This window comes from Devosia sp. FKR38 (assembly GCF_005222805.1).
GTDB lineage: Bacteria > Pseudomonadota > Alphaproteobacteria > Rhizobiales > Devosiaceae > Devosia.
In genome coordinates this window covers 720,456-744,256 of the sequence record NZ_STGC01000005.1, presented here as the reverse complement: position 1 = coordinate 744,256, position 23,801 = coordinate 720,456, and the positions used below count along the sequence as shown (strand labels likewise).

Sequence of the window (23,801 nt, the reverse complement as noted above, 5' to 3'; positions counted from 1 at the left end):
AGGCGAAAGGGAGCGGCCGCTACTGCGCGGCAGGCTCGGAAGACGGCGTTGCGGCGGGGGCCGCGGATGGGGTGGTGGCAGGTGCAGGCTCGGCAGCCGGGGCAGCTTCGGCAGCGGGCGCGGGTTCGGTGGCGCCAGGGGCGGCCAGAACCGGACCGGTGCCGGACGGCGTTGCATCCTGAACGATCTCGTCGATGACGCTGGCTGCAGCATCCGCATTGACGGTCTTGGCGCCAGCGCCTTCCGACACGAGCTGGGCGAGATAGTAGCCCATGCGGGTGCGGGTGCTGCTCTGGGTCATGGCATCGTCAATGACGGACTGGAAGCTGGCCTGGGCAGCCGGCAGATCGCCGGCCTTGTACTGGGCCAGGCCCATGATCTCGCGCGCGGCATTGCGCAGCGGGCTGCCTTCGGCGGCAACACTGCCGACGCGGCTTTCGACATCGGCCAATGTGCCGGTATCGATCAAAAGATTGCCGGCCAGCACCAGGGCCAGCTCGCGCATATGGGCATTGGACTGGCTGTTGGCCAGAACATCGTAAGCGGCGACGGCCTCGGCGGCCTTGCCATCCTTGGCGAGCAGACCGGCCTTGCGGAATTCGGCCAGGGTCGGGTAATTGCCGGTGCCATTGGCGATCAGCGTATCGAGCTGGGCGGTGGCCGCCGGCAGATCGCCACCATCGGCCAGATCGAAGGCGGCATAGAGCTCATCGGAGGACTGGGCCGCATTGGTGGAATTGTACCAGGTCCAGCCTTCGTTGACGGCAACGATGGCCACAACGCCCACGGCAGCGCCGATGACATAGGGCGCGAAGCGACGCCACAAGTTGCGCATGCGGTCGCTGCGCAGCTCTTCATCCACTTCGCGGAAAATATTGTCCTGCGCCATAGCCTGCCTAAAGATCGCGTTCGAATTGGGCGCACGTTTAGCACGCTGCCGGGGGATTGCAAATTGATGTGCGCGGTTGTCACATAGGCCCAGCGTGGCGCAGGCTGAAATCGATATTAATGTAAACGGCAAATAGAAATTCCACCAACCAAGACCCTACCCTACCATTGACTGTATCGCGCACAGAAGATGAGGACATTGATTTGGCCAGGATCGTATTTTTTCTGTTGAGCCTGATGGTCTTGGTCGCGCCGGCGGCGGCTGCAGAGATCGATATCGTGGTCGATGTGTCACAACAGACCATGACCGTGACTGTCGATGGGGTGCGCGAATACCAATGGGACGTGTCCACCGGCAAGAAGGGCTATCGCACGCCGAAAGGCAGCTACCAGCCAACGCGCATGCATCGGGAGTATTACTCGCGCAAATATGACAATGCGCCGATGCCCTATTCGATCTTCTTCCGGGGCGGCTATGCCATCCATGGCACCAGCCATGTCTCGGCATTGGGCTCGCCCGCATCCCATGGATGCGTGCGGCTCCAGACCAGCAATGCCAAGGTGCTCTATAACCTGGTGCGCGAGCACGGCAGAGACAACACCAGCATCCGCATCAAGGCCTGACGGCGATAGCGAGTGGGATCATTCCCACTCGATGGTGCCGGGGGGCTTGCTGGTCACGTCGTAGACGACGCGGTTGATGCCGCGGACTTCGTTGATGATACGGGTCGCCGTCTTGCCCAGGAAGTTCATGTCGAACTGGTAGAAATCGGCGGTCATGCCATCGACCGAGGTCACGGCGCGCAGGGCGCAGACGAACTCATAGGTGCGGCCATCGCCCATGACACCGACGGTCTGCACCGGCAGCAGCACGGCGAAGGCCTGCCAGATCTTGTCATATTGGCCGGACTTGCGGATCTCATCGAGATAGATGGCGTCGGCCTGGCGCAGGATGTCGAGCTTTTCGGGCGTGATGCCGCCCGGGCAGCGGATGGCGAGGCCCGGCCCCGGGAAGGGGTGGCGGCCAATGAAGCTCTCGGGCAGGCCCAGTTCGCGGCCGAGCACGCGGACTTCGTCCTTGAACAGCTCGCGCAGTGGCTCGACCAGCGCCATGTTCATACGCTCGGGCAGGCCACCAACATTGTGGTGGCTCTTGATGGTGACCGAGGGGCCGCCGGTGAAGGACACCGATTCAATGACGTCGGGATAGAGCGTGCCCTGGGCGAGGAAGCGCGCGCCGCCGAGCTTTTTGGCCTCGGCCTCGAAAGTTTCGATGAACAGGCGCCCGATGATCTTGCGCTTGGTTTCGGGATCGGACTGGCCGTCCAGCTCGCGCAGGAAGACCTCGGAGGCATCCACATGCACCAGCGGGATATTGTACTGATCGCGGAACATGGAGACGACCTGTTCGCTCTCATTGAGGCGCATCAGGCCGTGGTCGACATAGATGCAGGTGAGCTGATCGCCAATGGCCTCGTGGATGAGCACGGCAGCCACCGAGGAATCGACGCCACCGGAGAGGCCGCAGATGACGCGCTCCTTGCCGACCTGGGCGCGGATCTTGTCGATCATCTTGCTGCGATAGGCGGCCATGTTCCAGTCGGACTTGAGCCCGACGATGTTGTGCACGAAATTGGCCAAGAGCTTCCCGCCATCGGGCGTGTGCACCACTTCGGGGTGGAACATGGTGGTGTAGCGCTTCTTGGACTCATCGCCGGCAATGGCGAAGGGCGCATTGGGCGAGGTTGCCATGACCGTAAAGCCCTCGGGCAATTCGGTGACGCGATCGCCATGGCTCATCCAGACAGGATATTTGCCGCCGACCGACCAGATGCCCTCGTAGAGCGCGCTGGGCTGCAGCACTTCAACGTCGGCGCGACCGAATTCGCGATGATGACCACCCTCGACCTTGCCACCGAGCTGCAGGCAGAACGTCTGCTGGCCATAGCAGATGGCCAGAATCGGCAGGCCGGAGTCGATGATCTCCTGCGGCGCCCGGGGGCTGCCAGGCTCGGTGACCGATGCAGGGCCACCCGAAAAAATCACGCCCTTGGGCCGCATGCTGGCAAAAGCCGCCGCTGCGCTCTGGAAGGGATGGATTTCACAATAGACGCCGGTCTCGCGAATTCGGCGCGCAATCAGCTGCGTGACTTGCGATCCGAAGTCGACGATGAGAATGGTGTCGGTGCGGGAAGTATTGTCTGGGTGCTGCATGGCGAGGCTTTAGCCAGAGTACGCGGATTCCGCAAGCGGGGCGTTGGAGGAACGCCCATGCAGAAATGGGAGGAATGATGCAGAACCCGCCGGGTCGACTGCTGGGTGCGGACTTCGTGCGCGCCAGTGCCTGCTTTATCGTGCTGTTTCACCATCTGACGCAGAAGATCGACTTCCGCACGCCGCTGGGGGACCCCGACATTGCCCAGGCGCTGGCCAATGGCGGCACTTTTGGCGTGGGGATTTTCTTTGTGCTCAGCGGGTTCCTCCTGGCACGGCCGTTCTGGCAGGCGCTGGACCGCGGCGCGCCCCTGCCCTCGCTCAGGATCTATGCGCTACGGCGAGCGGCGCGCATCCTGCCCGGCTATTGGCTGGCGCTGTCGGTGACCTTTGTCCTGTCGATCTTTGTCTGGCGTGCCCAGCCCGACGGCTGGCTGTGGCTGCGCTATCTGTCGGGGCTGCTGCTGGTCAGCGACTGGCACTGGCTGACGCTGTTTCCGGTCGAGGTGAACGGGCCGCTGTGGTCGATCAGCTTTGAGGTGACCTCCTATGTGCTGCTGCCGATCGGCTTTGTGGCGCTATTCGCCTTTGGCCGCCGCCTGCCCGCCTGGGCGAGCCGGTTGACGTTCCTTGCTGTCATCGGTCTCGCCCTGCTGGCGCATATGGCATTCAGTAACTGGGTCGTGGTCGATCCCCATCGCAAAGGCTGGGAATATGGCATGCAGGGCGGTGCCAAGGTCTGGATGCCCTGGTTCAACCCCTTTGGCTTTTTCGCCATGTTCGCGGTCGGCGCGCTGGCTGGCGGCGTACAGGTAATGCTAGCGCGGTTTCGGCACTGGGTGATGGATGTGATCTGCCTGGGGGCGCTGGTCGTGGTGGGCCACTACATGTTCACCCAGGCCTATGCCGAGGCCGGGGAACTCTATGGCTGGCTGCGCGTGCCCTATCGTTTTCCGATGATGCACGCGCTGATCGGGCTGGTGCTGGCGACGGGGCCATCCACCGTGCTGGCGGGGCGTCTGCTGGACAATGGCGTGGTCCGCTTTCTGGCGCAGATCTCGTTCGGCATCTACATCTACCACACCATCGTCATCGAGCTGATCCAGACCTATTGGGTGCCCGATCTGGTCTATGGGGGGATGAGCGACACAGGGCTGTGGCTGGGCGCAGCAGCGGCGACGGTGGTCATTACCAGTGTGCTGGCGAGCCTGTCCTATCGCTTGATGGAAGCGCCGGTGATCGCCTGGGCGCGGCGGCTGGAGGATCAGCCCCCTGCCCGCGCGGTGCCGCAGCCGGCTAGTTGAGAATGGCGATGGCCAGGTTCAGGTAACCGGCAAAGCTGACCCAGGCGAGATAGGGCACAAAGAGCCAAGGCGCGAGAGGATCGTGTTTGCGGCTGGTGACGATGAAGCCGACGATGGCCAGCCACATCAGGATGAGAATGGCAAAGGCGGCCCAGGGCATCTGGGCCAGGAACCAGACCGGCGACCAGGCCCAGTTGAGCAGCATCTGGGCGCCCCAGAACGTGATGGCGCGGCTCGAGCGATCGCGCAGCCAGACGCGCCAGCCCGCGATGGCGATAAGCACGTAAAGCGTGCTCCACACAGGACCAAACACCCAGTTGGGCGGATTGAGCGGCGGCTTGGTCAGACCCTCGTACCAGGCGCCGGGCAACGACTGGGTGCCGATGAGGCCGCCGACGGCGATCACCAGGACCAGAAAGGCCACCAGGGTCAGCCAGGTGCCAGGAGCGCGGTAGTTGATGGCGGCGGGACTGGACATAGTGGGCAACCGGGCTGGTGCAGGTGCCACTTATACGCAGCAAGCGCCCCGACAGTTCACCGCGCTATTCGGTGAGGATGCAGTCGGCCAGGGCGATCGTCATCTGGCCAGGTGCGCCTTCCTTGGGCGTGAAATCCAGCGTGACGCTGGTTTCGTCGGCTGACCAGCCGGCGGTCAGTTCATGGAACAGGGGAACGGTTTCGGCGCGCTGCGGGGGGCAACCGCTACGGATGTGGCTGCCGTCGGGCTGGGTGACATCGAGCACGGTGACGCGGTTGCAACCGGCGGGACTGCAGAGTTCGGCCATGTCGAGCGACTTGGTGCCCGAGGGCGAGACCAGCAGATGGCGGGTATCGGGGCCGGGAATGGAGAACCACACCGCCGCCATGGCGCCGACGATGAGCAGCACGGCCGCAACGATGAAGATACGGATGGTGATGACGGTGGACTGATTGTCCGGCGGCGGCGGGGTGATGGTCATCAGGCGCGGCGCAGCAAAGTGACGTAGAAACCATCGGTGCCGGTGAGGCGCGGCGTGAGACTGATGCCGCCACCGGCGGTGACGACGCCTTCGGGCGCAGGGCTGCCGAAGGTTGTCTGCCAGAGCGCGGCAGCGTCCACCGGGGCAAAGCCGGGATGGGCGGCGCGGAAGGCGGCGACCTGATCGTCATTCTCCTCGGGGAGGATGGAGCAGGTGATATAGACCAGCGTGCCGCCGGACTTGAGGTAGCGCTGGCCCTCCGCGAGGATGGCGGCCTGTTCGGCCACGCGCTGGGCGATCAGCTCGGGCGTCAGCTTCCACTTGGTGTCGGGGCGGCGGCGCCAGGTGCCGGTGCCGGTGCAAGGCGCGTCGATGACGACGCGGTCCATCTTGCCGACCAGATCATCGAGGGCGTCGGGCTGGGGTGCGCGGACCTGCACATTGCGGGCGCCATTGCGCTTGAGCCGATCATAGATCGGCGCGAGGCGTGAGCGGTCGCTGTCATAGGCAAAGATCTGGCCCTTGTTGTCCATGGCCGCGGCCAGGGCCAGCGTCTTGCCGCCGGCGCCGGCGCAAAGATCGAGGAGTTGTTCGCCGGGCCGGGCGCCAGCAAGCGCGGCGACGATCTGGCTGCCCTGGTCCTGCACCTCGAACCAGCCTTTCAGATAGCCCTCGTCGGTGGTGACATTGGGGGTGCGGGAATCGCCGGAACCGGCGGGCATGGTGACGCCGAGCGGGGCGATGGCGGTGGGCTGCGGATCAAAGCGGGCGAGCGACTTGAGCACGCGGTCGCGCTGGGACTTCAGGCTATTGGTGCGCAGATCGAGCGAGGGCCGACCGGACATCGCCTCGCCCTCGGCGATCCAGCTGTCGCCGAAGGCGCGCTGCAGCGAGGGGGCGACAAAGGCGGGGACATCGGCGCGGGTGGCGCCATCGACATCCTCGCCCAGCGTTCTCGCCATGCGGGCGATTTCCTCTGATGTCGGCGGGGTGGGCGCGTGGCTGTCGGCAGCAAAGCTGTCGGCCAGGGCCTGGGGGTCATTGCCCCAGTCGCGGGCGGCAACCGCCAGGATCAGGGCGCGCGGGCTATCCTCGCCCATGATGGCGGCATGGGAAGCGCGGCGGCGCAGCGCGTCATAGACCAGATTGCCGATGGCGGCGCGGTCCCCTGCCCCGGCGAAGCGATTGTTGAGCCCCCAGGCCTTGAGCGCCTCCGACACCGGGCGCTTGCGGGTTTCGACATCGGTGAGAACATCGATGGCGGCAGACAGTCGGCCGGGAAGGCGCATGGGGCAAGCTCAGCTGAGGAGGAGGCGAAGTACGACCAATAGCCAGAGGATGGCGAGCACCGCAAGGCCGGCGGTGTAAACAGCAAAGCGGTAGTGGACCTTGTTGAGCGCCACGTGGATATAGGCGTGGCCATAGCGGAGGGCGACAAAGACCAGCGCCAGCAGGGCCTCGAGCCAGGCGGCGCCACCCGACCACAGGGCCAATAGGCTCACCACATAGAACAGCACCGGCAGCTGGAACTGATTGTCAAAGCTGTTGGACAGCAGCTGGGCGCGCTCGGGATACTGCGCCCGACTGAGCGCAGCATCCTTGGGGGAAATGGCCCCCGACATGACCAGCGGCACGCGGATGCGGCCCATCATCACCAGGATCAGCATGGCGAGAAGTGCCTGGGCGGCCATGGCCAGGATGAGCAGTTCTTCGACCGGGGTCATGGCGCGCGCTCCTTTGGGGAATTTCAGGCTTTGGTTGAGAGTCTGATACGCGCGGCAAGAGCTTGTGGATGAATCACTTTTTTGGTGGGCCGGCCCGTCGCCACCTCTCGCTGGAAGGGCGACGACGGGTGGATGGGACTACCGCCCGCTGCGGTAGTTGGGGGCTTCGCGGGTGATAGTGACGTCGTGGACGTGGCTTTCGCTGAGGGCGGCGCCGGAGATTTTGACGAAGACCGAATTGTCGCGGAAGTCCTTGAGGTTATGCGCGCCGGTGTAGCCCATGGAGGCGCGGAGACCGCCGGCGAGTTGGTGCAGCACGGCGCCGGCAGCACCCTTATAGGGCACCTGGCCTTCGATGCCCTCGGGCACCAGCTTCATCTGGTCGCGCACGTCCTGCTGGAAATAGCGGTCGGCCGAGCCCGAGCCCATGGCGCCCACTGAGCCCATGCCGCGGTAGGATTTGTAGGAGCGACCCTGGTAGAGATAGACCTCGCCGGGGCTTTCGTCGGTGCCAGCCAGGAGCGAGCCGACCATGACGCAGGAGGCGCCACCGGCCAGAGCCTTGGCCATGTCACCGGAGAACTTGATGCCGCCGTCGGCAATCACCGGAATGCCATGGCGAGCGCCCTCTTCGGCACAGGCCATGACGGCAGCGAGCTGCGGCACACCGACGCCGGCGACGATGCGGGTGGTGCAGATCGAGCCCGGGCCAATACCCACCTTGATGGAATCAGCGCCGGCATCGATCAGCGCCTTGGTGGCCTCGGCCGTCGCCACATTGCCAGCCACGATGCGCACGCCATTGCTCTCGCGCTTGACGCGCTCGACGGCCTCGGCAACGCGCACCGAATGGCCATGGGCGGTATCGATGACCAGCAGGTCGACGCCGGCATCGATGAGCTGCAGCGAACGCTCAAAGCCCTGATCGCCGACGGTGGAGGCCGCGGCGACGCGCAGGCGCCCCTGATCGTCCTTGACGGCATGGGGATTGAGCTGGGCCTTTTCGATGTCCTTGACGGTGATCAGGCCGGTGCAGCGATAGTCGGCATCGACCACCAGCAGCTTTTCGATGCGGTGCTTGTGCAGCAGAACCTTGGCTTCGTCCTTGGAGACCCCGTCGCGCACGGTGACGAGGTGTTCATGCGTCATCAGTTCGCGAATGGGCTGGGCCGGATGGGAGGCAAAGCGCACGTCGCGGTTGGTAAGGATGCCGACGAGCTTGCCGACTGCCCGGCCACCCTTGCCGCCGTTCTCCACCACCGGAATGCCGGAAATGCGGTTGGCCTGCATCAGGGACAGAGCATCGGCCAGTGTGGCATCGGGACCGATGGTAATGGGATTGATGACCATGCCGCTTTCGAACGACTTGACCATGCGGACCTGCTCGGCCTGCTGCTCGGCGGTGAGGTTCTTGTGGATGACGCCCATGCCACCGGCCTGGGCCATGGCGATGGCCATGGCGCTCTCGGTGACGGTGTCCATAGCCGAGGACAGGATGGGAAGATTGAGCGCTATGTCCTTGGTGACATAGGTGGAAATATCGGTTTCGGTGGGCAGGATGTCCGAACGCGCCGGCTGCAGCAGCACGTCGTCGAAGGTCAGCGCATAATCGCCGGTTGCAGAGGTAATAATCTTCGCCAAGGCCAGACCCTTCCGGACTTCTGAATGAGATCAGAGATGGTGGATAAAGAACCCGGCACGGAGAACGGTGCGGGTTCAGGTTGGCATGGGTCATTAGCACCGGCCTTGGCGCTTGCATAGGGGGCCAACGCAGGTTGGCCATGCGCATTGAGCGCGGCCAAATCAGGGCCTGTTCCGCGGGGGACAGCGTCATGGTGCAGACGGGGGCAATGTCGGTTCACAACCAGCGCCAAGCGCCAGACCGTGAAAGGCAAAGACCATGTTCGCCCATCTCTCAAGCTTCTTCCGCAGCCGCAAAATCCTGCCCCGGATGATCCTGGGCGCCATCGGGGCCGTGGCGGCACTGGCGATCATCAAGGTCGTTGAAACGCGGGCCGAAGAGCTGCCGCCCGGCGGTGTCGACGCCGCGCTGCACAGCCTGTCGCCCGACCTGTTTGGCGTGCTGTCGCAGAGCTTTGCGCCTGAGTACGAGGTGTTCAAGACCGCAGTCGCCCGCGACATCCAGATCGGCGGCGACCTGAGGACCACCACCACGCGGACGCTGATGGCACTGCGAACGCAGTATTCCCCCCATATTGCCCAGGCCGATGACGCGTCGCTGGCGGCGTTGGCGACCAATATGATGGACTATTATCAGGCCATAAACGACATCGAGGGCCCGGACGTTTGCGCGCGCTATGTCACCGAAGGCCCTGTGGCGTTTGCCGGGACCGATATCGAGACCCGCCACAGCCAGGGGGCAATGACGCATTTGGCCACCATGCTGCAAACGGCGCGCAATGGACTCGATCATCCGGTGACACGCCGGGCGGCGACCGATGCGGAATGGCAGGCGGTGGCCAGCAAGAGCCTGACGCTGGGCGCGACAGCCGAAGGGTTCTCGGCCATGGCGCAGGGGATTGCCGACCCGGGCGTGTGCCCGAGCTTGGTGGCGTTCCTCGAGGCCACGCAGGGCGATGAAGCGGCCGCTCTGGTGCGCGCCGAGATCTTGACGCTCCTCGCCACGGGGGAATGAGCGGGGTCACAAAAGCGCGCCAGACAACAGGAATTGTCTTTTCACAGTCAAACGCGACCCCCATAGTGATGGCGGTCGCGTTCGCGGCTTGACGATTCCTCCCCGGTTTTGCCCTCGTGATCCGCGTCACACCCCTCATCCTGGCGGTCGCCCTGTTCATGGAACAGATGGATTCGACCGTGATCGCCACGTCGCTGCCGGCGATTGCTGCCGACATCGGGGCGGAGCCGATTGCGCTCAAACTGGCGCTGACGGCCTATTTTGTGGCGCTGGCCATTTTCATCCCGATCAGCGGCTGGATGGCCGACCGCTTTGGCGCCAAGACTGTGTTCCGGGCGGCCATTGCGGTGTTCATGCTGGGCTCGCTGGCCTGTTCCTTTTCGTTTTCGCTCGAAAGCTTCGTGCTGAGCCGGTTCCTGCAGGGCATTGGCTCGTCGATGATGACGCCGGTGGGTCGGCTGTTGCTGGTGCGCTCGACGCCGCGCAATGAGCTGGTGTCGGCCATGGCCTGGCTGACCGTGCCGGCGCTGCTGGGGCCGCTGACCGGGCCGCTGATCGGCGGGTTCCTGACCACCTATCTCAGCTGGCACTGGATCTTCTGGATCAACATCCCCATCGGCATTGCCGGCATTATCCTGGTCGGCATCTTTCTCAATGTGCCCGATGTGGCGACGCAGCGGCGCATCGATGTGCGCGGCTTTCTCATTGCCGCCGTGGCCTTCTCTGGCACGGTGTTTGGCCTGTCGGTGGTGAGCCTGCCCGCCCTGCCGATCCAGATCGGCTACAGCACGCTGGCGATCGGGGTGCTGGCCGGGGTGCTGTATTTCTGGCATGCGCGGCGCACCGAGCATCCGCTGCTCGATCCGGCGCTGTTCCGACACCGGTTGTTCCGCGCCACCATCATTGGCGGCTCGTTCTTTCGCATCGGAGTGGGTGCGGTGCCATTCCTGCTGCCGCTGATGCTGCAATTGGGGTTCGGGCTGACGCCGTTCCAATCGGGCGCCATCACCTTTGTCTCGGCCATCGGGGCGATCACCAGCAAGTTCCTGGCCGAATTCATCTATGCCCGCTTCGGCTTTCCACGCTCGCTGGGCTTTGCCTCCTTTTTCGGTGGTGCGCTGATCGCTGCGCAGGGGCTGTTCAATGTGGAGACCCCTGCCCCGATCATCATGGCGGTGCTGCTGATTGGGGGCGTGCTGCGCTCGGTGTTCTTCACTGGCAGCAATGCGCTGGGCTACGCCGATATCAGCGATGAAGAGGCCAGCCAGGCCACGGCCATCGTGGCGGTGGGCCAGCAGCTGAGCGTGGCCTTTGGCGTCGCGGTCGCAGGCGCCATCCTCGAAATGAGCACGCAGCTGCGCGGCTCGGCGCTGGCGCTGATCGATTTCCAGATCGCCTTTTTCGTGGTCGGCGGGGTCAGCGCGCTGGCCGGGCTGATCTATTGGCGGCTGCCAGCCGATGCGGGCAGCGATGTCTCCGGCCATCGGGCCGTGGCCGAGGCAAAGGAGTAGCCCATGCACGGCCGGTCGATCGCCAATTCCCGCATCACGCCGCTGATCCTGGCGACGGCGCTGTTCATGGAAAACATGGACTCCACCGTCATCGCCACCTCGCTGGCTGCGATTGCGCGCGACATCGGCACGGACCCCATTTCGCTGAAACTGGCGCTGACGGCCTATCTGGTGGCGCTGGCCATCTTCATCCCGATCTCGAGCTGGATGGCGGACCGCTTTGGCGCGCGCAATGTGTTCCGCGTGGCGATGGGCGTGTTCGTTTTGGGCTCGATCGCCTGCGCGTTCTCCAACTCGCTGCTGGCCTTTGTGGCGGCGCGGTTCCTCCAGGGCATGGGCGGTGCGCTGATGACGCCGGTGGCGCGGCTGGTGCTGGTGCGCTCGACGCCGCGGCACGATCTGGTCAATGCCATGGCCTGGCTGACCATTCCGGGGCTGGTGGGGCCCATCGTGGGCCCGCCATTCGGCGGGTTTCTGACCACCTATTTTTCCTGGCACTGGATCTTCCTGATCAATGTGCCCATCGGTGTGCTGGGCATTGCGCTGGTCAGCCGCTTCCTGCCCGAGTCGGTGCGGCACAAGACCGGGACCATGGATTTCAAGGGCTTTGCCCTGGCCGGGCCGGCCTTTGCGCTGTTCGCCTTCGGCACGGCGGTGATCAGCCTGCCGGCGCTGCCGCCCGTGGTGGGCGTCCTGGCGACAGCGCTGGGCATTGCCATGGCCTTTGCCTATGCGCGGCATGCCTTGGCCATCGAGCATCCGCTGTTCGACCTGCGGCTGCTGCGCTTTCCGTTCTTTCGCAGTGCGGTGGTGGCGGGCACCTTCTTCCGGCTCGGCCAGGGGGCGACGCCGTTCCTGTTTCCACTGATGCTGCAGCTCAGCTTTGGCTATACGCCGTTTGAATCGGGCATGATCACCTTTGCCGGGGCCATCGGCGCCATCATCGCGAAATTCGTGGCCAATATGCTGTTCTTGCGCATGGGCTTCCGCGCGGCGCTGACGCTGTCGACGGCGATATCGGCGGCGGGGCTCCTGGCCATGGGGCTCTACACACCGGACACGGCAGTGGCGCTGATCGTGGCGATCCTGGTGTTCGTGGGCTTCTGGCAGTCGATCTTCTGGACCGGCAGCAATGCCTTTGTGTTCGCCGATATCGAGGACAAGGACGCCGGCCAGGCCAATGTGATCGGCCAGGTGTCAACGCAGCTGTCGATTGCCCTGGGCGTGGCGCTGGGCGGCGGCATGCTGGAGGCCAGCCAGGCGCTGCGCGGCGGCGAGCTGGTGCTGGGCGACTTCCACTTCGCCTTCTTCGTTCTGGCCGCAGTATGCCTGATCTCGACGGTGATGTTCTATCGCCTGCCCAAGAACGCCGGGCACCAGCTCACCCATGCCCAAGGGGGCGACGGCGGGCACTGAGTGGCGCAGCGGCGCCCACACAGCACAAGCGTCGACTCAAAACGCGTCTAGCGGTCGTATTCGCCTTCGCCGGGGACGGTGTCGTTGCTGCCCTTGAAGCCTTTGGCAATCAGATAGGCTTCGGCCGAATCCTGGCGGCTGGAGGGCGGCTTGGCGTGGAAGGTGCTCTTGAAGTGGCGCTTGAGCATGTGCAGCAGCTCATGCTCGGTGCCGCCCTGGAACACCTTGGCGACAAAGGTGCCGCCGGGCGAGAGCACGTCGAGAGCAAACGCCGCCGCGACTTCGATGAGCTGGACGATGCGCAGATGGTCGGTGGGGCGATGGCCGGTGGTGGGCCAGGCCATGTCGCTCATCACCAGATCGGCCTTCTTGCCGCCCATGGCCTCGATGAGCATGGCGGGGGCGTCGTCCTCGGTGAAATCCTTGCGCAGCAGGATGACGCCGGGGATGGGGTCCATTTCGAGATAGTCGATGCCCACGATCAGCGGATTGGCCTCGGTGGAGCCGATGGCCCGTGCGGCCACCTGCGACCAGCCGCCGGGCGCGGCACCCAGATCGACAATGCGCATGCCCTGGCGGAACAGATGGTGCTTTTCGTCCATCTCCTTGATCTTGAAGGCCGCGCGCGAGCGATAGCCTTCCGAGCGGGCCCGGGCGACATAGGGATCGTTGAGCTGGCGTTCGAGCCATTTGGTCGAGCTGACCTTGCGGCCCTTGGCGGATTTGACGCGGATCTTGAGATCCTTGTCGGACTTGCGTCCGCCGGTACCGAGAGCTTTATCCACCATTGGCGTTTCTCCGAGGATAGCGCGAGGCGCGCGACCGGGTCCGGTCGGCATCCATCAGCGAAATGAGTATGCCTTCACGCAGGCCACGATCGGCAACCCGCACGCGGTCCGTCGGCCATTCGCGGCGGATGGCCTCGAAAATGGCGCAGCCGGGCAGCACGAGGTCGGCACGGTCGCGACCGATGCAGGCATGGGCCACGCGGCGATCATAGGGCATGCCGAGCAGGATTTTCATGGTGGCGTCGACTTCGGCGCGCTTCATCCACAGGCCATCGACCTTCTGGCGCTCATAGCGCTCAAGGCCCAGGTGCAATCCAGCCAGGGTGGTGACCGTGCCGGAGGTGCCGATGAGGTGGACCGCGTGGTTGGCAATCATCTGGCGCAGCTTTTCGCGGCCGCGGAACTGGCGCAGATGCTCGCTGACATAGGCCACCATGGCCTCAAAGACCTCTGGGGTGACATCGACGCCGCCGAATTTTTCGGCAATGGACACCACGCCCACCGGCAGCGACTGCCAGGAGCGGATGGAGGCGGGCATGCGGCCCTGCGACTTGGGGCGGCCGCCGCGGAAATCGAGCCAGGCCAGTTCGGACGAGCCGCCGCCGATGTCGAACATCAGCGCGCCAGCGGCATTGGTGTCGATGAGATCGGCGCAGCCGGTGACGGCCAGCTCGGCCTCGGTGCGGCGATCGACGATCTCCAGATCAAGCCCGATCTCGTCCTTGACGCGGTCCAGGAAGGCCGGGCCGTTCTCGGCGACGCGGCAGGCCTCGGTGGCGATCAGGCGCATGCGGGCGGGCTGATGCTCGCGCAGCTTGTTGCGGCACTGGCGCAGCGCCTCGAAAGTGCGCTCCATGGCCGCTTCGCCCAGGCGCCCGGTGACCGAGACGCCTTCGCCCAGGCGGACGATGCGGGTGAAGCCATCGAGCACGCGGAAGCCATGATCATGCGGACGGGCGATGAGCAGGCGGCAATTGTTGGTGCCCAGATCGAGCGCAGCATAAAGCGGCCCACGATGACGGCGAGTCGGATTAGGGGCGGCAGCTGTCCGCTTTTCCGCGACGGGCATGGCCTCCCGGGGCCCTGCCCTCCCAGCCTGGCCTGGGCCAGAACGGGAGCGAAGTGCCGAGTCATCGCCTGGCGACAAATCGGCGGCGGACCGATCGGAATCGGTCACATTGGTCTCCTGTGTGCGCGGTCGCTGCACCCGGATAAGGCCGGTAGCGCCCTGCGCAACTTTTTGCGTGTCGGAACCAACGGTAGTGCATGGGGCTCCTGAGCGCAATGACATGGTTGGCAGGACACCCATGATGCGGCGTCGCGACTGCGCAGTCCTGTGGCAGTTCACCAAACTGCCGCAGAGATAGGCAGCCCGCCGCATCAATGTGCGGACGTGGCGGCGTAACGCTTTGTGTGATCTGCAGAGAACGCCAGCAGTGCTCTGATTTAGCTGGGTTTTCTTCGCCGATGGCGGCTGGCACGCTTCGTGCATTGCAATTGGCATCGGGTCCCGGGTGGGATTCCCAGACATTTCGGCGTCCAGCGTTGGGCGCTCATCACGGCAAAGCTGCCAACTGCTTGCACTCTGGTGGAACCACCAGAGCGCTCCAGTTGGCAGCTTTTTTGTTTTGCGCCGCCCAAAAGGAGAAGGCACATGAGCGAAAAACTTGTCATCGTCGGCAACGGCATGGCACCGGGGCGGATGCTGGAGCATCTGTTCGAAGCCGCGCCAGGGCGGTTCGCGGTGACCATTTTCAATGCCGAGCCGCGGGTGAACTACAACCGGCTGATGCTCTCGCCGGTGCTGTCGGGCGAGAAGACCTATGAGGAGATCATCACCCATGACGACGCCTGGTATGCCGACCATGGCGTGACGCTGCACAAGGCCGCGCCGGTGACGCTGATCGACAGGGTGGCCAAGCGTGTCGTGTCCAGCAACGGCATTGTCGCCGATTATGACCGGCTGGTGATCGCCACCGGGTCGAGCCCCTTCATTCCGCCGGTGCCGGGGCATCAGCTGCCGGGCGTGGTCACCTATCGTGACCTCGACGACGTGGACAAGATGCTGGCACCGGGGCCGGGCAGCAAGGTGGTGGTGATCGGCGGCGGGCTGCTGGGCCTCGAAGCTGCCGCCGGGCTCAAGATGCGTGGCATGGAGGTGACGGTGCTGCATCTGGGGCCGACGCTGATGGAGCGCCAGCTCGATCCGGCGGCGGGATATCTGCTCGAGCGCGCCTTTGCGGAGCGCGGCGTGACGGTCATTACCCAGGCCAATACCCAGCGTGTGGTCGGCGAGGATCGCGTCACCGGCGTCGAGTTGAGCGACGGCACAGTGATCGATTGTTCCATGGTGGTGATGGCGGTGGGCATTCGGCCCGCAACGGGCCTGGCCAAGGCGGCGGGGCTGGCGGTGAACCGCGGCATTGTGGTGGACGACCAGATGCGCACCGAGGACCCCGATGTGTTCGCGCTGGGCGAATGCGCCGAGCATCGCGGCACCTGCTACGGCCTGGTTGCGCCGCTCTATGAGATGGCGCAGGTGCTGGCGCAGACGCTAGCCGATGCACCAGCGGTCTATGGCGGTTCGGTGACCTCGACCAAGCTGAAGGTGACCGGGATCGACCTGTTCTCGGCCGGCGACTTCGGCGAGGCCGAGGACCGCGAAGAGATCGTGCTGCGCGACGCCAGCGCTGGCATCTACAAGCGGCTGGTACTCAAGGACCACCGCATCATCGGCGCGGTGCTCTATGGCGAGACCAGCGACGGACCCTGGTATTTTGACATGTTGCGACGAGGGGTGGACACGCGCGAGATGCGCGACACGCTGATCTTTGGCCAGGCCTATCAGGGGGGCACCCCACTGGACCCTATGGCGGCCGTTGCAGCCTTGCCGGATGAGGCAGAGATCTGTGGCTGCAACGGCGTATGCAAGGGCAAGATCACCGGGGCGATCACCGGCAAGGGCCTGACCGGGCTCGATGGCGTACGCGCCCATACCAAGGCCTCAGCCTCGTGCGGCTCGTGCACGCATCTGGTGGAGCAGTTGCTGCATCTGACGCTGGGCGAGAGCTACAATCCGGCGGCGGTACAGCCGATGTGCGCCTGCACCGACTATGGCCATGATGACGTGCGCCGGTTGATCATCGCCAAGGGCCTAAAATCCATTCCGGCCGTGATGCAGGAGCTGGAGTGGAAGACCAGCTGCGGCTGCGCTAAGTGCCGGCCGGCGCTCAACTACTATCTCGTGGCCGACTGGCCGGGCGAATATGCGGACGACGGGCAAAGCCGCTTCATCAATGAGCGGGTGCACGCCAATATCCAGAAGGACGGCACCTATTCGGTGGTGCCACGCATGTGGGGCGGCATGACAAGCCCCAAGGAACTCCGTGCCATTGCCGATGTGGCTGACAAATTTGCCATTCCGGCGGTGAAGGTGACGGGCGGGCAGCGCATCGACCTGCTAGGGGTACGCAAGGAAGACCTGCTGGGCGTCTGGGCCGACCTCAATGCGGCAGGCATGGTGTCGGGCGCGGCCTATGCCAAGGGGCTGCGGACCGTCAAGACCTGCGTTGGTTCGGACTGGTGCCGCTTCGGCACCCAGGATTCCACCGGCTTCGGGATCAGGCTGGAAAAGTTCATGTGGGGCGCCTGGACGCCGGCCAAGGTCAAGCTGGCGGTGTCGGGCTGTCCGCGCAATTGCGCCGAGGCGACGTGCAAAGACATCGGGGTGATCTGCGTGGATAGCGGCTATGACATCCATTTTGCCGGGGCGGCGGGGCTGGACATCAAGGGCACCGAGCTCTTGTGCCATGCCGACAGCGAGGACGAGGCGCTCGAGATCATCGTGGCGCTGACCCAGCTCTATCGCGAACAGGGGCGCTATCTCGAACGCATCTACAAATGGGCCAAGCGCGTGGGCACGCCCTCCATCCTGGCCAATGTTGTTACGGACCGCAGCAAGCGCCGTCACTATTTCGAGCGCTTCGTCTACGCGCAGACCTTTGCCCAGGTGGACCCCTGGGAGGAGCGGGTGAACGGCAAGGACGCGCATGAATTTGCCGCCATGGCTGAACTCACCATGCTGGCGGCCGAATGATGGAGCAGGCAATGAGCAATGACTGGATCGACATCGGCGAGATCGACGCCATTCCGCGCCGCGGCGCGCGCTGCGTCACCACGCCTGAGGGCAGGATCGCGGTATTCCGCACGCAGCAGGACCAGATCTATGCGCTGGAAAACCGCTGCCCGCACAAGAACGGCCCGCTGAGCGAAGGCATTGTACATGGCGCCTCGGTGACTTGCCCGTTGCACAATTGGGTATTTGACCTCGCCACCGGCGAGGCCATGGGCGCCGATGTGGGCCAGGTACGCAGCTATCTGGTGCGCATCGAGGATGGGCGCATCCTGATGGCACTGACCCAGGCGATGGTTGCGGCGCAATAGCACCCGCGATCAGGGCAGATCGAGCGTGCCGGTAACGCTGCGCTGCTCGAAGGCGCTGAGACGGACGGTGAGGATCACCGTCCAGCTCCCACCGAACGGCAACGTCAAGCCATTGACCTGCCAAGTGCTATCGGCGCCGATGGCGGTCTGCGCCATGGGCTCGATGCCGCGCTCGGGCTGGGACAGCGCGAGCTGGACGCCCTGGACGGCAAGCGGGGCCATATCGGCATCCATGAGGTCGATGGTGATGCTGGCCGGACCGGCCTGACCGGGGGAAATGCTGAGCATGGCCATGAGCCTGTCGTCCATGACATGGGCGAAGATGGGCTCTGCGACCGTGGCGGCGACGGCGAGGGCACGCGGCGGCGGGGTGAAGCGCCAGCCGGCGACGAGGCCGAGTATGAGGGTGACCAGGACGATTTCGGCCAGGATGCTGCAGCGCAGGCGGCGGCGCATGGCGGCTTCACCGGCCAGGGCCGGAGCGGTAAGCCGGCGGCGGTTGTAGAGCGCCAGGCCAAAAACCAATAGAAGAAGCAACAGCTTGGCGGCTAAGATGACCCCGTAGGGCGAGAGCCAGGCCGACCCGGGCTGGCCGAGTTGCACTGTGGCGAGCGTGATGCCGGACAGAATGATGGCGGCGACGGCCATGGGAATGGCGCGGGAGAAGCGGCGCAGCGCGGCGTCGGCGGCGTCACTGTTGGTGGCGAGCAGCATGGCCAGCGGGATGAGCGCGCCGAGCCAGAACAGAATGCCGGCGACATGCAGAAAAACTGCTGGCCGTGTAAGCACTTGTGGCGCGGCAGCGCTGGCATGACCGCTGAGGGCCAGGGCGAGCGGGGCCAGGATGGCCGAGAGGATGATGAGTGCTGCCCCTGCCTGATTTCTGTGCCTAAGTCCAAGTAAAGACAGGAGAAAAGCCAGAGCGAGGACACAGGCGGTGATGCCGTAGCTGGTGCCCAATGAAGTGGCCCAGACGGGGGGTGACAGGGCGGCGGTGAGGGGTTGGCCGAGGGCATCGAGGCCCTGCAGGGACAGCGTGAGCACAGCGGCACAAAAGCCAATGAGAACAAAGACTTGAGCGATGGCGATGGCGCGCGGCGGCAGGGGGGCGACGCGGCCGAAGGCGGCGGTGCCGATGCCAAAGGCCAGGGCGAGGAAGAGCGCGGCCTTGCCGGCCCAGAACAGTGGAGCGACCAGGGGATCGCCGCTCGGCGCGGCCTGGGTCTGGGTGACGGCGCCGATGGAGAAAACCATTGATGCACCAATGGGATGACCATCGATTGAGGCGGCACGCCAACTGAGAAGATAGCTGCCATCAGCCAAGTCCTGCGGCAGCACAATGGTGAGTTTTTCGCCGCCAGAGGTGGCGGACAGCAGGTCGATCGCGGTGCCGTCGGGCGCGATGAGCGCCATAGCGAGAGGGGTGACAGGCTCGTTGAAATGGAGGCGCAGTTCGCCCGGATTGGTCAGCAAGATGCTATCTGCAACCGGCTCACTTTCCAGCAGCTGTGCATGCGCCCATGCCGGAGCGCACAGAACGAGCAAAAAAAGCCAGGCAAAGCCGAGCGCGCTCCCGACACGACGCCAAAGATGAGCCATCCCCCGCCCCCTTTTTGGTGGAGAAAGGGGGCGCAGCCTAGTTGCAACCGGAGTGTTGCAACCGGGGTTGCAACTCGAGTGCTGCAACCGGAGCCACGCCCCGCAGGTGTTAGTGGTGGGCTTCGCCTTCGACGAGCGTCAGGCTGGGCGCGGGCATTTCAGCGGTTTCCGAGCCAGTGACGTCGATCCAGGCTTCCTCGCCATTGGCGCATTGCTGGATGGAGGGGAAGTAGAACTTGCCGGGTTCCAGCGTGCCGGCGAAGGTGCCGCGGAAGACGAACTCGTCATAGAATTCGTTGGGCAGATTGCCTTCGGACCAGACGATCTCCTTGACGCCTTCAGTCACGGTGGTGCCGTGGTTGTCATAGCTGCCGGTGTAGGGGCCGGTGACGGTTTCGAGCTTCCAGCCAGCCTTGGGCATCGGCTTGACGTTGAAGAAGCCCTCGGGGATCTGGATGCGAACGGTGTTGGTGGCTTCGGTGCCGCAGCCGTGCGGAACGCGGAGCACGGCCTTGTAGGTGGAGCCGATCTTGGCTTCCTGCACCTCAAGGGTGGCATGGGCGAAGGTCGGCAGGGACAGGGCGGCAAGAGTTGCGACGGCGACGGCCGCGCGAACGAAAGTGCGGATCATGATGATCTCCAGTGATGAAATGGGTCTGAATGGGCACGGTTGTGCCCGGAGGAATCAGACCGTCACTGGCGGGGCGCGGGGCTGGGCCGAATGCTGCGCGACCGGACCGGGGTGCGGCGCGAACAGGCTGGCATAGGTGACCGGATCGCTGGCGCGGAGGATGGCGACGGGAGTGACAGCGGCCAGAACCGGAATGACCTGGTTATTGGCGATACCGGCGACAGCGCATTGCACGGTGCCGGGCAGACGGTTGCCGGATTCGTCGCTGGCCAGGGCCTGACAGACTGGCCAGGTGGCCTGGGACTGGTAGCCGAGCTGGGCGAGATCGCGCTGCAGGCCGGCGGCCTGATGCAGCGGGGCCAGCAGCGTCAAGACATAGATGGCCAACACCGCGATTGCGGCGCCGAACTCCCTGGCGATGCCCCGTGACCGAAATGGCATGAAATGTCTCCGAGTGCGGAGGTATCGCGGCGCAGCATGCCGCTCAAGCCCCCAAATGGCTGGAGCGGTTGCGGGGCGGCAAAATGTTGCGGGAAAACGCAACCGGCGCCATGGCCCCTGCCCCGCCGCCGCCAGCAAGCCGGGCGCTGGGATTCGGCGCTGATCGAAAACATGCCGAACCGGCATGATTGATTGGATCAAGCGGCTATGTGCCGCAGTGACGCGAAATGAGCGTGAATTCGTTTTTCTTTCAGGGACTTAAGTCAGAATTTCTATCGAGGTGCGTCACCGTGCGTTCTGGCCTTTCCTGCCGGGCAAAACCATGTTGCACTCAATCAAGCCGGCCCCGGCCGGAACAGCAGATAGGATCAGCCATGACCTTTGGCCTGACGGCGGAAATTCTGGCGCGCATTCAGTTCGCGTTTACGGTGTCGTTCCACTTCATTTTTCCGGCCTTTTCCATCGGCACGGCCAGTTTCCTGGCGGTGTTGAATGGGCTGTGGCTGTGGAAACGCGACCCGGCCTATCTCAAGCTCTTCGAATACTGGAAGACCATCTTTGCGGTGACTTTCGGCATGGGCGTCGTGTCTGGCATTGTCATGAGCTACCAGTTCGGCACCAATTGGTCGGTGTTCTCAGACAAGGCCGGCGCGGTGATCGGGCCGCTGATGGGCTATGAGGTGCTGACGGCCTTCTTCCTTGAAGCGGGGTTCCTGGGCATTGCGCTGTTCGGACGCAAGCGCGTCGGCGATGGGTTGCATATGGTGGCCGTGGCCATGGTGGCGATCGGCACGATCATTTCGGCGACCTGGATCACCTCGGCCAATAGCTGGATGCAGACCCCGGCGGGCTACGGCATTGACGCCAATGGCATCTTCTATCCGGAAGACTGGTGGGCGATCATCTTCAACCCCTCCTTCCCCTATCGCCTGACCCACACGGTGCTGGCGGCTTTCCTGACGACGGCCTTTGCGGTGGGCGCGGTGGGCGCCTGGCACCTGCTCAAGGACAATAGCAACCGGCAGGCGCGCATCATGTTCTCGATGGCCATGTGGATGGCCGCCATCGTAACGCCGATCCAGATCCTGGCCGGCGATGCGCATGGGCTCAACACGCTGGAGCACCAGCCGGCCAAGGTGGCGGCCATGGAGGGGCACTATGAGTCCCATCCGGATGGGGCGCCGCTGATCCTGTTCGGCATTCCGGACGACAAGAATCAGACCATGCATTATTCGGTCGAGATCCCCAAGCTGAGCTCGCTGATCCTCAAGCACGACCTCAATGCACCGCTGCAGGGGCTCGATGCCTTCCCGCCGGAAGACCGGCCGCCGGCCATGATCCCCTTCTTCACCTTCCGCATCATGGTGGGCATTGGCTTTGCCATGCTGGGCATCGGGCTGTGGTCGCTGTGGGCGCGCTATCGCAAGACGCTCTACACCAACAAGTGGCTGCTGCGTGCGGCGCTGCCGATGGGCGGCTCGGGTTTCGTGGCCGTGCTGGCCGGCTGGTACACCACCGAAGTGGGGCGGCAGCCGTTCACCGTCTATGGCCTGCTGCGCACGGCTGACAGCCTGTCGCCGGTGGATGCACCGGCCGTGGGCGCCTCGCTGCTGGCGTTCATCATCGTCTATTTCGTCGTGTTCGGAGCGGGCGTGTTCTACCTGTTCCGGCTGTTCCGGCGGCCACCGATCGATATCGAGGATCATGAGCTGGACAAGGGGCCGACCCGCGCTGCGGGCGTGGTGCCGGGCCTGGCCCAGGAAGAAACGCTGGGAGGCCCGAATGCCCATTGATCTGCCAACCATCTGGGCCGGAATCATCGCCTTTGCGGTGCTCGCCTATGTCATTCTCGACGGCTTCGACCTGGGCGTGGGCATTCTGTTCCCGTTCTTTCCGGACAAGCACGACCGCGATCTGATGACCAATTCCATCGCCCCCGTCTGGGACGGCAACGAGACCTGGCTGGTGCTGGGCGGCGGCGGGCTGATGGCCGTATTCCCGGTGGTCTATGCCACCGTGCTGCCTGCGCTCTATATGCCGATCATCCTGATGCTGCTGGGGCTGATCTTCCGCGGCGTGGCGTTTGAATTCCGCCACCGCACCATCCGCGGCTCGCGCTGGTGGGACGTGGGCTTCTGGATCGGCTCGACCATTGCCGCCTTCACCCAGGGCATTGCGGTGGGTGCGCTGGTGCAGGGCATTCAGATCGAGAACCGCGCCTATGCTGGGGACTGGTGGGACTGGCTGACGCCGTTCACCGTGCTGACCGGCGCGGCCGTGGTGGTGGGCTATGCCCTGCTGGGCGCGACGTGGCTGAACCTGAAAACCTCGGGCCCCTTGCAGGCCCAGGCGCGCAAGCTGGCGATCTATGCCGGCGGCGGCACGCTGGCGCTGATCGGCGTGGTGAGCCTGTGGAGCCCGTTCATCCGGGAAATCTACTTCGAGCGCTGGTTTGGCTGGCCGACGGCCTTCTTCTCGGCCTTCGTGCCGGTGATGCTGGCCGGCTGCGCACTGGCGCTGTGGCATGGGCTGACGACGGACAAGCATCTGCAGCCGTTCCTGGCCGCGCTGGGCCTGTTCGTGCTGAGCTTTGTTGGCCTGGGGATCAGCTTTTACCCCTATATCGTTCCGGGGGCGCTGACGATCGCGGAAGCCGCGGCGCCGGAAAGCACGCTCAAATTCCTGCTGGTGGGCGCCGTGGTGCTGGTGCCGGTGATCCTGGCCTATACCGGCTATGCCTATTGGGTGTTCCGCGGCAAGATCGACCCCGAGGAGGGGTATCACTGATGCCACAGCAAGGGCGGATGGCGCGCTTTGGCTGGTTCATCGGCCTGTGGCTGGCCGGGGTGCTCGCGGTCGGCATGGTCGGGCTGGTGATCAAGCTGATGCTGGCAAACTAGCGCGCGATGCCGGATGCGACGTGACGGTCGCTGTGGCAGCCGGAAGGGAGGCTTCAGTGGACAGTTCGACGCCCCCCTCCCTCAATCCCTCACCTCAAGAGGGAGGGAGGACGACTGATGGATTTGTGGCCTAGGGTCTCGGCGGATTGTTGGTCGCGGCGAAATCCATCGCCCTGACGGACTCCGAATGTGCTGGGTGGCCTCCCCTCCCCCTTGAGGGGAGGGGTTGGGGGTGGGGGTCCATCAGTGGACAGCTCGACGACCCCCTCCCTCGGTCCCTCCCCTCAAGGGGGAGGGAAGGACGACTGATGGTTTGGTGGCCTAGGA

At 64.6% G+C, this 23,801-nt stretch carries 21 protein-coding genes; 9 read left to right on the top strand and 12 right to left on the bottom strand.

Annotation, left to right across the window (positions count from 1 at the left end):
- Positions 1-19: 19 nt before the first annotated feature.
- A complete protein-coding gene (locus E8M79_RS08625; RefSeq protein ID WP_137151520.1) occupies positions 20-889 on the bottom strand; it encodes a tetratricopeptide repeat protein in 870 nt (289 codons plus the stop codon).
- A 203-nt stretch (positions 890-1,092) separates the two neighbouring features.
- Between E8M79_RS08625 and E8M79_RS08620 the strand changes: the two genes are divergently transcribed.
- Positions 1,093-1,512 carry a L,D-transpeptidase gene (locus E8M79_RS08620; protein WP_248304948.1) on the top strand — a complete coding sequence of 140 codons (420 nt, stop codon included), beginning with the start codon at positions 1,093-1,095 and terminating at the stop codon, positions 1,510-1,512.
- Positions 1,513-1,530: 18 nt separating this feature from the next.
- On the opposite strand, the gene guaA is transcribed toward E8M79_RS08620, so the two are convergent.
- On the bottom strand, positions 1,531-3,102 hold the full coding sequence (gene guaA, locus E8M79_RS08615) for a glutamine-hydrolyzing GMP synthase (protein WP_137151519.1): 1,572 nt from the start codon (positions 3,100-3,102) through the stop codon (positions 1,531-1,533).
- 77 nt (positions 3,103-3,179) lie between these two features.
- On the opposite strand from guaA, the gene E8M79_RS08610 reads away from it, so the two are divergent.
- Positions 3,180-4,406 carry an acyltransferase gene (locus tag E8M79_RS08610; RefSeq protein ID WP_171015790.1) on the top strand — a complete coding sequence of 409 codons (1,227 nt, stop codon included), beginning with the start codon at positions 3,180-3,182 and terminating at the stop codon, positions 4,404-4,406.
- Here E8M79_RS08610 and E8M79_RS08605 read toward each other — a convergent pair.
- The 5 genes from E8M79_RS08605 to guaB form a co-directional block, all read right to left on the bottom strand.
- Entirely contained in the window at positions 4,399-4,884 is a 486-nt protein-coding gene (locus E8M79_RS08605; protein ID WP_137151517.1) for a TspO/MBR family protein, read from the bottom strand. The genes E8M79_RS08610 and E8M79_RS08605 overlap by 8 nt on opposite strands.
- A 64-nt stretch (positions 4,885-4,948) precedes the next feature.
- Complete coding sequence (locus E8M79_RS08600) at positions 4,949-5,365, bottom strand: hypothetical protein (protein WP_137151516.1); 417 nt, start codon at positions 5,363-5,365, stop codon at positions 4,949-4,951.
- The gene (locus tag E8M79_RS08595) at positions 5,365-6,654 is read right to left on the bottom strand and encodes an RsmB/NOP family class I SAM-dependent RNA methyltransferase (RefSeq protein ID WP_137151515.1); all 1,290 of its coding nucleotides are present in this window, start codon (positions 6,652-6,654) and stop codon (positions 5,365-5,367) included. The genes E8M79_RS08600 and E8M79_RS08595 overlap by 1 nt, the downstream gene beginning before the upstream one ends.
- 9 nt (positions 6,655-6,663) lie before the next feature.
- Positions 6,664-7,089, bottom strand: coding sequence for an MAPEG family protein (locus E8M79_RS08590; protein ID WP_137151514.1), 426 nt, complete (start codon positions 7,087-7,089; stop codon positions 6,664-6,666).
- Positions 7,090-7,227: 138 nt separating this feature from the next.
- Positions 7,228-8,730 carry an IMP dehydrogenase gene (gene guaB / locus E8M79_RS08585; RefSeq protein ID WP_137151513.1) on the bottom strand — a complete coding sequence of 501 codons (1,503 nt, stop codon included), beginning with the start codon at positions 8,728-8,730 and terminating at the stop codon, positions 7,228-7,230.
- 259 nt (positions 8,731-8,989) lie between these two features.
- Here guaB and E8M79_RS08580 point away from each other — a divergent pair, with 259 nt between their 5' ends.
- The 3 genes from E8M79_RS08580 (at position 8,990) to E8M79_RS08570 (ending at position 12,672) form a co-directional block, all read left to right on the top strand.
- Positions 8,990-9,745 carry a hypothetical protein gene (locus E8M79_RS08580; protein ID WP_137151512.1) on the top strand — a complete coding sequence of 252 codons (756 nt, stop codon included), beginning with the start codon at positions 8,990-8,992 and terminating at the stop codon, positions 9,743-9,745.
- A 116-nt stretch (positions 9,746-9,861) separates the two neighbouring features.
- Entirely contained in the window at positions 9,862-11,256 is a 1,395-nt protein-coding gene (locus E8M79_RS08575; protein WP_137151511.1) for an MFS transporter, read from the top strand.
- A gap of 3 nt (positions 11,257-11,259) precedes the next feature.
- Positions 11,260-12,672 carry an MFS transporter gene (locus tag E8M79_RS08570; protein ID WP_137151510.1) on the top strand — a complete coding sequence of 471 codons (1,413 nt, stop codon included), beginning with the start codon at positions 11,260-11,262 and terminating at the stop codon, positions 12,670-12,672.
- 47 nt (positions 12,673-12,719) lie between these two features.
- On the opposite strand, the gene E8M79_RS08565 is transcribed toward E8M79_RS08570, so the two are convergent.
- Both E8M79_RS08565 and E8M79_RS08560 read right to left on the bottom strand, forming a co-directional pair.
- Positions 12,720-13,460, bottom strand: a complete 741-nt coding sequence (locus tag E8M79_RS08565) for an RlmE family RNA methyltransferase (RefSeq protein ID WP_137151509.1) — start codon at positions 13,458-13,460, stop codon at positions 12,720-12,722.
- Positions 13,450-14,529 carry a Ppx/GppA phosphatase family protein gene (locus E8M79_RS08560; protein ID WP_349236039.1) on the bottom strand — a complete coding sequence of 360 codons (1,080 nt, stop codon included), beginning with the start codon at positions 14,527-14,529 and terminating at the stop codon, positions 13,450-13,452. The genes E8M79_RS08565 and E8M79_RS08560 overlap by 11 nt, the downstream gene beginning before the upstream one ends.
- A 585-nt stretch (positions 14,530-15,114) precedes the next feature.
- Between E8M79_RS08560 and nirB the strand changes: the two genes are divergently transcribed.
- Positions 15,115-17,556: a nitrite reductase large subunit NirB gene (gene nirB, locus E8M79_RS08555; RefSeq protein ID WP_137151507.1), complete on the top strand. Its 2,442-nt coding sequence runs from the start codon at positions 15,115-15,117 to the stop codon at positions 17,554-17,556.
- Positions 17,557-17,567: 11 nt separating this feature from the next.
- Complete coding sequence (gene nirD, locus E8M79_RS08550) at positions 17,568-17,903, top strand: nitrite reductase small subunit NirD (protein WP_137151506.1); 336 nt, start codon at positions 17,568-17,570, stop codon at positions 17,901-17,903.
- A gap of 9 nt (positions 17,904-17,912) precedes the next feature.
- Here the strand turns inward: nirD and E8M79_RS08545 are convergent, their stop codons facing one another.
- The 3 genes from E8M79_RS08545 to E8M79_RS08535 form a co-directional block, all read right to left on the bottom strand.
- Positions 17,913-19,502: a CopD family protein gene (locus E8M79_RS08545; protein WP_137151505.1), complete on the bottom strand. Its 1,590-nt coding sequence runs from the start codon at positions 19,500-19,502 to the stop codon at positions 17,913-17,915.
- Between the two features lie 109 nt (positions 19,503-19,611).
- The gene (locus tag E8M79_RS08540) at positions 19,612-20,133 is read right to left on the bottom strand and encodes a DUF1775 domain-containing protein (RefSeq protein WP_137151504.1); all 522 of its coding nucleotides are present in this window, start codon (positions 20,131-20,133) and stop codon (positions 19,612-19,614) included.
- A 54-nt stretch (positions 20,134-20,187) separates the two neighbouring features.
- The gene (locus E8M79_RS08535; protein WP_137151503.1) at positions 20,188-20,574 is read right to left on the bottom strand and encodes a hypothetical protein; all 387 of its coding nucleotides are present in this window, start codon (positions 20,572-20,574) and stop codon (positions 20,188-20,190) included.
- 374 nt (positions 20,575-20,948) lie between these two features.
- On the opposite strand from E8M79_RS08535, the gene E8M79_RS08530 reads away from it, so the two are divergent.
- Both E8M79_RS08530 and cydB read left to right on the top strand, forming a co-directional pair.
- Positions 20,949-22,367 carry a cytochrome ubiquinol oxidase subunit I gene (locus E8M79_RS08530; RefSeq protein WP_137151502.1) on the top strand — a complete coding sequence of 473 codons (1,419 nt, stop codon included), beginning with the start codon at positions 20,949-20,951 and terminating at the stop codon, positions 22,365-22,367.
- Entirely contained in the window at positions 22,357-23,361 is a 1,005-nt protein-coding gene (cydB, locus tag E8M79_RS08525; protein WP_137151501.1) for a cytochrome d ubiquinol oxidase subunit II, read from the top strand. The genes E8M79_RS08530 and cydB overlap by 11 nt, the downstream gene beginning before the upstream one ends.
- Positions 23,362-23,801 lie beyond the last annotated feature (440 nt).

Excerpts from the sequence above, each read along its gene's own strand:
- E8M79_RS08625 (WP_137151520.1), bottom strand. The coding sequence starts at position 889 with ATGGCGCAGGACAATATTTTCCGCGAAGTGGATGAAGAGCTGCGCAGC.
- guaA (WP_137151519.1), bottom strand. The coding sequence starts at position 3,102 with ATGCAGCACCCAGACAATACTTCCCGCACCGACACCATTCTCATCGTC.
- E8M79_RS08610 (WP_171015790.1), top strand. The coding sequence starts at position 3,180 with ATGCAGAACCCGCCGGGTCGACTGCTGGGTGCGGACTTCGTGCGCGCC.
- E8M79_RS08605 (WP_137151517.1), bottom strand. The coding sequence starts at position 4,884 with ATGTCCAGTCCCGCCGCCATCAACTACCGCGCTCCTGGCACCTGGCTG.
- E8M79_RS08600 (WP_137151516.1), bottom strand. The coding sequence starts at position 5,365 with ATGACCATCACCCCGCCGCCGCCGGACAATCAGTCCACCGTCATCACC.
- E8M79_RS08595 (WP_137151515.1), bottom strand. The coding sequence starts at position 6,654 with ATGCGCCTTCCCGGCCGACTGTCTGCCGCCATCGATGTTCTCACCGAT.
- E8M79_RS08590 (WP_137151514.1), bottom strand. The coding sequence starts at position 7,089 with ATGACCCCGGTCGAAGAACTGCTCATCCTGGCCATGGCCGCCCAGGCA.
- E8M79_RS08580 (WP_137151512.1), top strand. The coding sequence starts at position 8,990 with ATGTTCGCCCATCTCTCAAGCTTCTTCCGCAGCCGCAAAATCCTGCCC.
- E8M79_RS08570 (WP_137151510.1), top strand. The coding sequence starts at position 11,260 with ATGCACGGCCGGTCGATCGCCAATTCCCGCATCACGCCGCTGATCCTG.
- E8M79_RS08565 (WP_137151509.1), bottom strand. The coding sequence starts at position 13,460 with ATGGTGGATAAAGCTCTCGGTACCGGCGGACGCAAGTCCGACAAGGAT.
- E8M79_RS08560 (WP_349236039.1), bottom strand. The coding sequence starts at position 14,529 with ATGCCCGTCGCGGAAAAGCGGACAGCTGCCGCCCCTAATCCGACTCGC.
- nirB (WP_137151507.1), top strand. The coding sequence starts at position 15,115 with ATGAGCGAAAAACTTGTCATCGTCGGCAACGGCATGGCACCGGGGCGG.
- nirD (WP_137151506.1), top strand. The coding sequence starts at position 17,568 with ATGAGCAATGACTGGATCGACATCGGCGAGATCGACGCCATTCCGCGC.
- E8M79_RS08545 (WP_137151505.1), bottom strand. The coding sequence starts at position 19,502 with ATGGCTCATCTTTGGCGTCGTGTCGGGAGCGCGCTCGGCTTTGCCTGG.
- E8M79_RS08540 (WP_137151504.1), bottom strand. The coding sequence starts at position 20,133 with ATGATCCGCACTTTCGTTCGCGCGGCCGTCGCCGTCGCAACTCTTGCC.
- E8M79_RS08535 (WP_137151503.1), bottom strand. The coding sequence starts at position 20,574 with ATGCCATTTCGGTCACGGGGCATCGCCAGGGAGTTCGGCGCCGCAATC.
- E8M79_RS08530 (WP_137151502.1), top strand. The coding sequence starts at position 20,949 with ATGACCTTTGGCCTGACGGCGGAAATTCTGGCGCGCATTCAGTTCGCG.
- cydB (WP_137151501.1), top strand. The coding sequence starts at position 22,357 with ATGCCCATTGATCTGCCAACCATCTGGGCCGGAATCATCGCCTTTGCG.